We start from the raw sequence: 8,440 nt of genomic DNA on the forward strand, positions 1-8,440 counted from the left end.
GCCGTCACCGGGGAACGGCCCCCCTCACGCGTGCCTCACGGGCACCCGCACCCCTCCGGCGCCGATGCCGGGGCCGGAGGCGGAGCGACCGAGGGCGACCTCAGATCCGGTGCCGCACCCACACGTTGGGCTCGACGTAGACCGCGTAGCCGCGCGCGGCCTCGCAGTGGACCGGGACCAGCGCGCCCGGGACCTCGACCGGTCCGTCCGTGTCGAAGGGCAGGCCGGTCCATTCCCGCCACTGCTCCACGGAGCCGGAGACCGTCATCGAGGCCGGGGCCACCGCCTCGATCACGCCGCCCGCGCGCACATGGACCCGGAGCCACGGGTCGTGCGGCAGTCCGTCGGCCTCCCGGGTGCGGAAGGCGTACTCGTGGATGGACGCCTCGGCCTCCAGGTGCTTGCCGTTGGGGCGGACCGGGGCGACCAGCTCGGCGAAGCCGCGCGCGCCGACGTTCGCCCGCATCGCGGCGAGCATCGTGTGCGAGACGCCCTTGCCGAGGTGGGCGAGGTCGACCGTGATCTCGATCGCGCTCACGGTGTCGGCCTCCCGGCCGTGCCGCAGGTCGGAGAAGGCCCAGTTGAGGACCTCGTCCCAGCCGCGGGCGGGCAGGGCGCGGCGGCCCTCCGCGTCCAGCCGGAAGGGCACGCTGAAGCCGCGGGCGACGACCGCGCCCCCGGCGTCGGTGGCCACGAGCACGAACTCCGGGAACTCCCGCACGATCCGGCCCATGTTGGCCCAGCCGACCGGGTCGTACATCATGAACTCGGGCCAGAGGTCCTTCATGGACCACATCGCCCCTTCGAGCTCGGGTCGTTCGGCGAGGGTCGATATGTTCAGGTCCATGCGACCAGGTTAAAGATCGTTCACGGGTCGCCGAAACGTTTTTTCGCCGTAGGCCGGGCGCTACGGGAGCTTCTGCTGCGGGCAGGTGCCGAGGACCCGCTTCATCGCGTCCCGCTCCCCCGCCGTCACCCACACCCCGTACTTCTTCTTCACCGCGATCTGCCGCGCCACGTACGTGCAGCGGTAGGCCCGGTTCGCCGGCAGCCAGGTGGCGGCGTCGCCGTCGGACTTGCCGCGGTTGGCCGCGGAGTCGACGGCGAGGAGGTTGAGCGGGTCGTTGGCGAAGCGGCGCCGGGTCTCGCCGTCCCACTTCTGCGCCCCCTTCTGCCAGGCGTCGGAGAGCGCGACGACGTGGTCGATGTCGACCTTGGAGCGGCCCCGCACGTAGCGGACGGTGGTCCCGGTGTACGGGTCGTCGGTGAGGGTCCCGGAGGCGACCTTGCAGTGGCCGTCCGTGAAGCGGACGCCGGTCAGGTCGCGCTTGAGTATGTCGTCGCGGGTGCCGCAGCCGTTCCCGTCGACGTCCACCCAGGCGCGGCCGAACTCCTCCCGCTGGTAGCCGGTCTTCGGGGCGCGGCCCTTGACGGCGAGGGTGTCCACGGCGGCGAGCGCCGTCCCGCGCGCGGCGGGCCTCCCGCCCGCGCCGCCCCCGTCCCCCGGAGAGCCGCTTCCGGGGGTGCAGGCCGTGGTGATGAGCGCGGCGACGGCGAGCGTCGAGGCGGCGAGGGTCCTTCGGTACGTCAGCACCCTGGAATCCTAGGCCGGACCGTTACGTCACCTTCGTACCGATGGTCCCGAAACGGACGGGCCGAAGGCCCCGCTCGCCGTCTGCCGGGGCGTCACACCTTGCCGATGCCCAGGGTGTTGACGGCGGGGAGCAGGCCGGAGCCGATCATCGCCAGCCAGGGTCCGCCGAGGAGGTCGGCGAGCCGCGCGGTGTCCTCGGCGCCGAGGGCCTCCCAGGGGGCGGCGGCGAGTTCGTCGGTGCGCCGCTCGACCTCGGCGCGCAGCGCGCGCCCGGCGTCGGTGGGAGCGCCCTCCGGGTCCAGGAGGCCGCGTGCGGTCAGACGGGCGCGGGCGGCGGCCCATTCCGCCGCGCTCCAGCCGCGGCTCTCGAAGACGGGCTCGGGCGCCGCGCCGATCGCGGCGAAGGAGACGAGGGACTCGGCCGGGTCGAGTCCGGCGGCGAGGAGGGCGGCCAGGTGGCCGTCGCCGCGGTGCTCGCGCAGGATCGTCGCGGCCTGCCAGAGCACGAGGTGCGGGGCCTCGGGCCAGGGCAGTTCGGCCTGGGCGGCGGCGAGCGGGCGGCCCTCGGGGCGGGCCGCCTCCGCGGCGCGGCGGGCGAGGGCGGCGGCCTCGGCGAGCTCGGGGCCCGTGACCACGTCGTCGCCGAGGACGGCGCGGTAGGTCCGGTCGACGGCGCGGAGCCGGGCGGCGAGGACGGCGGCGGGGGCGGCGACCTTCCAGGCGCCGGCGACGTGCTCGGCGACCATCTCCGGGCTGAAGCTGTAGAAGGCGGAGGCGACCCGGACCGGCCCGACGGGACCGAGGGCGGCGGCCCGCCACGCGAAGTAGGAGGGCCAGCGCTCGTCCGTCGCGTAGCCGAGGGCGGCGGCCTCGTCGAAGGCCTCGGGGGCGTAGTAGAGCACGGCGTGCAGGGGTTCGAGCAGGTGCCACATCTGTCGTACGCGAGCGGTGTCCACGGTGTCCTCCCTCGTCCACAACTTGTCAGTGACAAGATTGCCCGCCCCCATGCGAACTTGTCAATGACTAGATGGCGGCTAGGCTGCTGCCATGACGACGAGCCGGAGCACCTACCACCACGGCGAGCTGCGCGGGGCCGTCCTCGCCGCCGCCCTCGACGTGATCGCCGCCGAGGGCCCCGGGGCGCTCAGCCTGCGCGACCTCGCGCGCCGCGCGGGCGTCTCGCACGCCGCCCCCGCCCACCACTTCAAGGACCGCACGGGCCTGCTGACCGCGATCGCCGCCGAGGGGTACGAGCTCCTCGCCGCCGCCCTCGCGGGCACGCCCGGACTCCGCGAACGCGGCGTGCGCTACGTCCGCTTCGCGGTGGACCACCCGGCGCACTTCCAGGTCATGTTCCAGCCGGAACTGCTGCGCGCCGACGACCCGGACCTCCTCGCCGCGAAGGAGCGCGCCTCCGCCGAACTCCGCACCGGCGTCGCCGACCTGAGCAACGCCCCCGACACCCGCACGGCCGGCATCGCCGCCTGGTCGCTCGCCCACGGCTTCGCGACGCTGCTCCTCACCCGCAACGTGCAGGGCGCGGTGGGCGACCGCGACCCCGAGGAGTACTTCCGCTCGCTCACCGGCCTGCTCTTCTCGGAACAACTGGCCACCGGGGAAAGGGAATAGCCCGCGTCAGCGCGTAATTGACCAGAGCATGCGAACCACGAACACGCTCCGCCGCTCCGCGCTGGCCCTGCTCACCACCGCCACGCTCGCCCTGGCCCCCACCGCGCTCGCCGACACCGGCCGGCACGGCACCGACGGCGCCGCGTGGCGCGGCGCCTGGGCCGCGTCCCCGCAGTCGGCGTCCGCGCCGTTCGGCCCCAACTGGTCCCAGCAGGGCTTCGAGAACCAGACCGTCCGCCAGGTCGTCCGGGTCACCGCCACCGGCACCCGGACCCGCGTCGAGCTGACGAACCGTTACGGCACCGGCCCGCTGCGGATCACCGGCGCGACCGTCGCCCGCACCGCCGCCGCAGGGACGGCCGCCGCCCGGAGCGCGGTCGAGCCCGGCTCCGTCCGCACGCTCCGCTTCGGCCACCGGCCGTCCGTGACGATCCCGGCCGGCGAGACCCTCCTCAGCGACGCCGTGAACCTCCCCGTCAAGGCCTTCGAGTCGCTGACCGTCACCCTCTACCTCGCGGACGCGACCGGCCCGGCGACCTTCCACTCCTTCTCCTCGGCCACCAGCTACCGCGCCGAGGGCGACCACCGCGCCGACCTGTCCGGGGCGGCCTTCGGCGAGGCCAGCGCCTCCTGGTACTACCTCTCCGGCGTCGAGGTCACCGGCGGCCGCGACACCGTCCGCCGCGACGGCGTCGTCACCTTCGGCGACTCCATCACCGACGGCGTCGGCTCCACCGCGGACGCCGACCACCGCTACCCCGACGAGCTCGCCGAACGCCTCGCCGCCGCCGGCCGGCCGCGCGCCGTCCTCAACCACGGCATCGGCGGCAACCAGGTCGTCAACGACACCACCTGGGCGGGCGAGAAGGCCCTCAGCCGCTTCCGCAAGGACGTGCTCACCGAGCCCGGCGTGCGGACCGTCGTCATCCTCGAAGGCATCAACGACATCGGCGGCAGCGGACCGGCCTTCCCCGGCGGCCCCACCCCCGAGGTCTCCGTCGAGAAGCTGATCGCCGGCCACCGCACCCTGATCCGCGAGGCCCACGCCAAGGGCCTCAAGGCCGTCGGCGCCACCCTCACCCCGATCGGGGGCTCCTTCTACTCCACCCCGGCCAACGAGGCCAAGCGGGACGCCGTCAACCACTGGATCCGCACCTCGGGCGCCTACGACGCCGTCGTCGACTTCGACCGCGCCGTCGCCGACCCGTCCGACCCGGACCGCATCCTCCCCGCGTACGACTCCGGCGACGCCCTCCACCCCAACGACGCCGGCTACACCGCGATGGCCGACGCCCTGGACCTCGACGAACTGTAGACCTCCACGGTGCGGCGCCCCCGCGCGAGGGGGCGCCGCACCACGGCCTCAGCCCCCGAGGATCGTCGTCAGGAACTCGCCCGTCCACGCCAGGAGTTCGCGGCCCACCACCGGCTTCCCGCCGATCTTCCCGGACGTCGGGCGCGGCACCAGGATCTGGTGGACGGCCGGCTTGATCACCGTGCGCGGGTGGAGGCGCTTCAGCCTCAGCTCCTGCGACTCGCGCAACTCCACCGGCGCGAAACGGATGTTGGAGCCCTGCAGGACGATCTCGCCGACCCCGCACGCCCGCGCCAGCATCCGCAGGCCCGCCACCAGGAGCAGGTTCTCCACCGGCTCGGGCAGCTTGCCGTACCGGTCGGTGAGCTCCTCCCGTACGGCCCTGATGTCCTCCTCCGAGTTCGCCGAGGCGATCGAGCGGTACGCCTGGAGCCGCAGCCGCTCCCCCGGCGCGTAGTCGTGCGGCATGTGCGCGTCGACCGGCAGCTCGATCTTGACCTCCAGCGGGGCCTCCTCCTCGACCCCGCCCTCCATCTGGGCCCGGTAGTCCGCGACGGCCTCGCCGACCATCCGCACGTACAGGTCGAAGCCCACGCCCGCGATGTGACCCGACTGCTCGCCGCCGAGCAGATTGCCCGCGCCGCGGATCTCCAGGTCCTTCATGGCCACGTACATGCCCGCGCCCATCTCGGTGTGCTGGGCGATCGTCGCCAGCCGCTCGTGCGCCGTCTCCGTGAGCGGCTTCTCCGGCGGGTACAGGAAGTACGCGTAGCCCCGCTCACGGCCACGGCCGACCCGGCCGCGGAGCTGGTGGAGCTGGCTCAGGCCGAAGTTGTCGCCGCGCTCGACGATCAGCGTGTTGGCGTTGGAGATGTCGATGCCGGACTCGACGATCGTCGTCGACACCAGCACGTCGAACTTCTTCTCCCAGAAGTCCACCACGACCTGCTCCAGGGCCTGCTCCGACATCTGCCCGTGCGCCGTCGCGATCCGCGCCTCCGGCACGATCTCGCGCAGCCGCGCCGCCGCCCGGTCGATCGAGTCGACCCGGTTGTGGATGTAGAAGACCTGGCCCTCGCGCAGCAGCTCACGCCGGATCGCCGCGCCGATCTGCTTCTCCTCGTACGGGCCGACGAAGGTGAGGACCGGGTGCCGCTCCTCCGGCGGCGTCGTGATCGTCGACATCTCCCTGATGCCCGTCACCGCCATCTCCAGCGTGCGCGGGATCGGGGTGGCCGACATCGTCAGGACGTCGACGTTCGCCCGGAGCTTCTTCAGCTGCTCCTTGTGCTCGACGCCGAAGCGCTGCTCCTCGTCGACGATGACCAGGCCCAGGTCCTTGAACTTCGTCTCGGAGGAGAACAGCCGGTGGGTGCCGATGACGATGTCCACCGACCCCTCCCGCAGCCCCTCCATCGTCGCCTTCGACTCCGTCTCGGTCTGGAACCGGGACAGCGCCCGCACCTTCACCGGGAACTGCGAGTACCGCTCGCTGAACGTCCCGAAGTGCTGCTGCACCAGGAGCGTCGTCGGGACGAGGACCGCGACCTGCTTGCCGTCCTGGACGGCCTTGAAGGCCGCGCGCACCGCGATCTCCGTCTTGCCGTAGCCGACGTCGCCGCAGATCAGACGGTCCATGGGAATCGTCTTCTCCATGTCCTCCTTCACCTCGGCGATGGTCGACAGCTGGTCGGGCGTCTCCGCGTACGGGAACGCGTCCTCCAGCTCCCGCTGCCACGGGGTGTCCGGGCCGAAGGCGTGGCCGGGGGCCGCCATCCGCGCCGAGTACAGCTTGATCAGATCCGCCGCGATCTCCTTCACGGCCTTCTTCGCGCGCTGCTTCGTCTTCGTCCAGTCCGCGCCGCCGAGCCGGTGCAGGGTCGGCGCCTCGCCGCCCACGTACTTCGTGACCTGCTCCAGCTGGTCCGTCGGGATGTACAGCCGGTCACCGGGCTGGCCGCGCTTCGCGGGCGCGTACTCGACGAGGAGGTACTCGCGGGTCGCGCCCTGCACGGTCCGCTGCACCATCTCCACGTACCGGCCGACACCGTGCTGCTCGTGCACGATGTAGTCGCCGACCTCCAGCGTCAGCGGGTCGATCGTCTTGCGGCGCTTGGCGGGCATCCGCTGCCCGTCCTTGCCCGCCGCCTTCTGGCCGGACAGGTCGGTCTCGGTGAGCACGGCCAGCTTCAGCGCCGGGTCGACGAAGCCGTAGTCGATGGAACCGGTCGCCACGTGCACCACGGACGGAGAGATCTCCGCCAGGTCCGCGTCCAGACGGGCGGCGATGCCCTCGCCGCCGAGGACCTCGACCGTCCGGGACGCCGGACCGTGCGCCTCCGTCACGAACACCGTCCGCCAGCCGTCGGCCAGCCAGCCCTTGGTGTCGGCGAGCGCACGGGCGGTGTCGCCCCGGTACGACTCGGGGGCGTGCATGCCCAGCGTCAGCGTGTCCCCGCCGGCGTCGGCCTCGTCCGCCGCGAACGGCGACACCGACCACCAGGCCATGTCCAGCTCGCGCGCCCGGTCCCGGACGTCCGCGATCCCCCACAGGGAGGCCGCGCCGACGTCGATCGGGGCCTCGCCGCCGCCGGCGGTCGCGGCCCAGGACGCCTGGAGGAACTCCTGGCTGGTGGCGACCAGGTCGGCGGCCCTGGTCCGCACCCGCTCCGGGTCGCAGACCACGGCCATCGCGCCCTGGGGCAGCACGTCGAGCAGCAGCTCCATGTCGTCGACGAGGACCGGCGCGAGGGACTCCATGCCCTCGACCGCGATCCCCTCGGCGATCTTGTGGAGCAGCTCGCCCAGCTCGGGGTGGGCCTCCGCGAGCGCCGCCGCCCGCTCCCGCACCTCGTCCGTCAGCAGCAGCTCCCGGCAGGGCGGCGCCCACAGACCGTGCTCGGCGACCTCCAGGGACCGCTGGTCGGCCACCTTGAAGTAACGGATCTCCTCGACGTCGTCGCCCCAGAACTCGATCCGGAGCGGATGCTCCTCGGTCGGCGGGAACACGTCCAGGATGCCGCCGCGCACGGCGAACTCGCCGCGCTTCTCGACCAGCTCCACCCGGGAGTACGCGGCGGCCGCGAGCCCCTCCACGATCTCGTTCAGGTCGGCGGTCTGGCCCGACCGCAGCGCCACCGGCTCCAGATCCCCCAGCCCCTTGACCTGCGGCTGGAGTACGGAGCGGATGGGCGCGACGACGACCGAGACGGGCCCGGCGGCCGGGTCGTCGTCCCGGGGGTGCGCCAGGCGGCGCAGCACGGCGAGCCGGCGGCCGACGGTGTCCGAGCGGGGCGAGAGCCGCTCGTGCGGCAGCGTCTCCCAGGACGGGTACTCGACGACCCGGTCCGGGTCCAGGAGGGACCGCAGCGCGGCGGCCAGGTCCTCGGCCTCCCGGCCGGTCGCGGTCACCGCGAGCACCGGCCGCCCCGAGTCCCGGGCGAGCGCGGCCACCGCGAACGGCCGCGCGGCCGCCGGGCCGACCAGGTCCACGTGCGGGCGGTTGCCGTCGGCGGCGGCCTTCACCGCCTCGGCGAGGGCGGCGTCCTTGACGACGACATCGAGCAGACCGTGCAGGCTCATGGAGCTTCCATCCCGGGTTCGTACGACGGTTCGGGCAACGCGAACGGCCCGACACGTGTCACGGGCCGGGTGGTCCCGAGCACGTCCGGCCCGGTCGCCCCCAGCCTACGACGCGTCCCGGCCCCCCGCCGCCCGTTACGAGCCCGCGCCCCGCCGTTCCGTTGTGGGCGGCGCCCCGCCGTTCCGTTGTGGGCAATCGTTCCGCTGGGGCGGAACGGGTGGGCACAACGGAACGGCGGCCGAGGCGGGGCCCCCTGCGGGGGAGCCCCGAAACCCACACCCCCCGCGGGCACCCCCGGGTGGGGGGGGTCGCGCCCCCA

6 protein-coding genes are annotated in these 8,440 nt (G+C 73.5%); 2 read left to right on the plus strand and 4 right to left on the minus strand.

Annotated features, from left to right (window positions below; genetic code table 11):
- Positions 1-100: 100 nt before the first annotated feature.
- The 3 genes from ACFV2S_RS30040 to ACFV2S_RS30050 all read right to left on the minus strand — a co-directional run bounded on the left by ACFV2S_RS30040 (position 101) and on the right by ACFV2S_RS30050 (position 2,526).
- A complete protein-coding gene (locus ACFV2S_RS30040) occupies positions 101-847 on the minus strand; it encodes an N-acetyltransferase (RefSeq protein ID WP_385565795.1) in 747 nt (248 codons plus the stop codon).
- A 60-nt stretch (positions 848-907) separates the two neighbouring features.
- A complete protein-coding gene (locus ACFV2S_RS30045) occupies positions 908-1,594 on the minus strand; it encodes an HNH endonuclease family protein (RefSeq protein ID WP_385565799.1) in 687 nt (228 codons plus the stop codon).
- Between the two features lie 92 nt (positions 1,595-1,686).
- Positions 1,687-2,526, minus strand: a complete 840-nt coding sequence (locus ACFV2S_RS30050; protein WP_385565825.1) for a hypothetical protein — start codon at positions 2,524-2,526, stop codon at positions 1,687-1,689.
- Positions 2,527-2,641: 115 nt separating this feature from the next.
- Here ACFV2S_RS30050 and ACFV2S_RS30055 point away from each other — a divergent pair, with 115 nt between their 5' ends.
- Entirely contained in the window at positions 2,642-3,223 is a 582-nt protein-coding gene (locus ACFV2S_RS30055) for a TetR/AcrR family transcriptional regulator (RefSeq protein WP_385565803.1), read from the plus strand.
- A 28-nt stretch (positions 3,224-3,251) separates the two neighbouring features.
- Positions 3,252-4,538 (plus strand): SGNH/GDSL hydrolase family protein, encoded by a 1,287-nt coding sequence (locus ACFV2S_RS30060; RefSeq protein ID WP_385565806.1) that lies wholly within the window; start codon positions 3,252-3,254, stop codon positions 4,536-4,538.
- Positions 4,539-4,586: 48 nt separating this feature from the next.
- Here ACFV2S_RS30060 and mfd read toward each other — a convergent pair whose 3' ends face one another.
- A complete protein-coding gene (gene mfd / locus ACFV2S_RS30065; RefSeq protein ID WP_385565810.1) occupies positions 4,587-8,120 on the minus strand; it encodes a transcription-repair coupling factor in 3,534 nt (1,177 codons plus the stop codon).
- Positions 8,121-8,440: the final 320 nt, after the last annotated feature.

The organism is Streptomyces sp. NPDC059695, assembly GCF_042733785.1.
Taxonomy (GTDB): domain Bacteria; phylum Actinomycetota; class Actinomycetes; order Streptomycetales; family Streptomycetaceae; genus Streptomyces.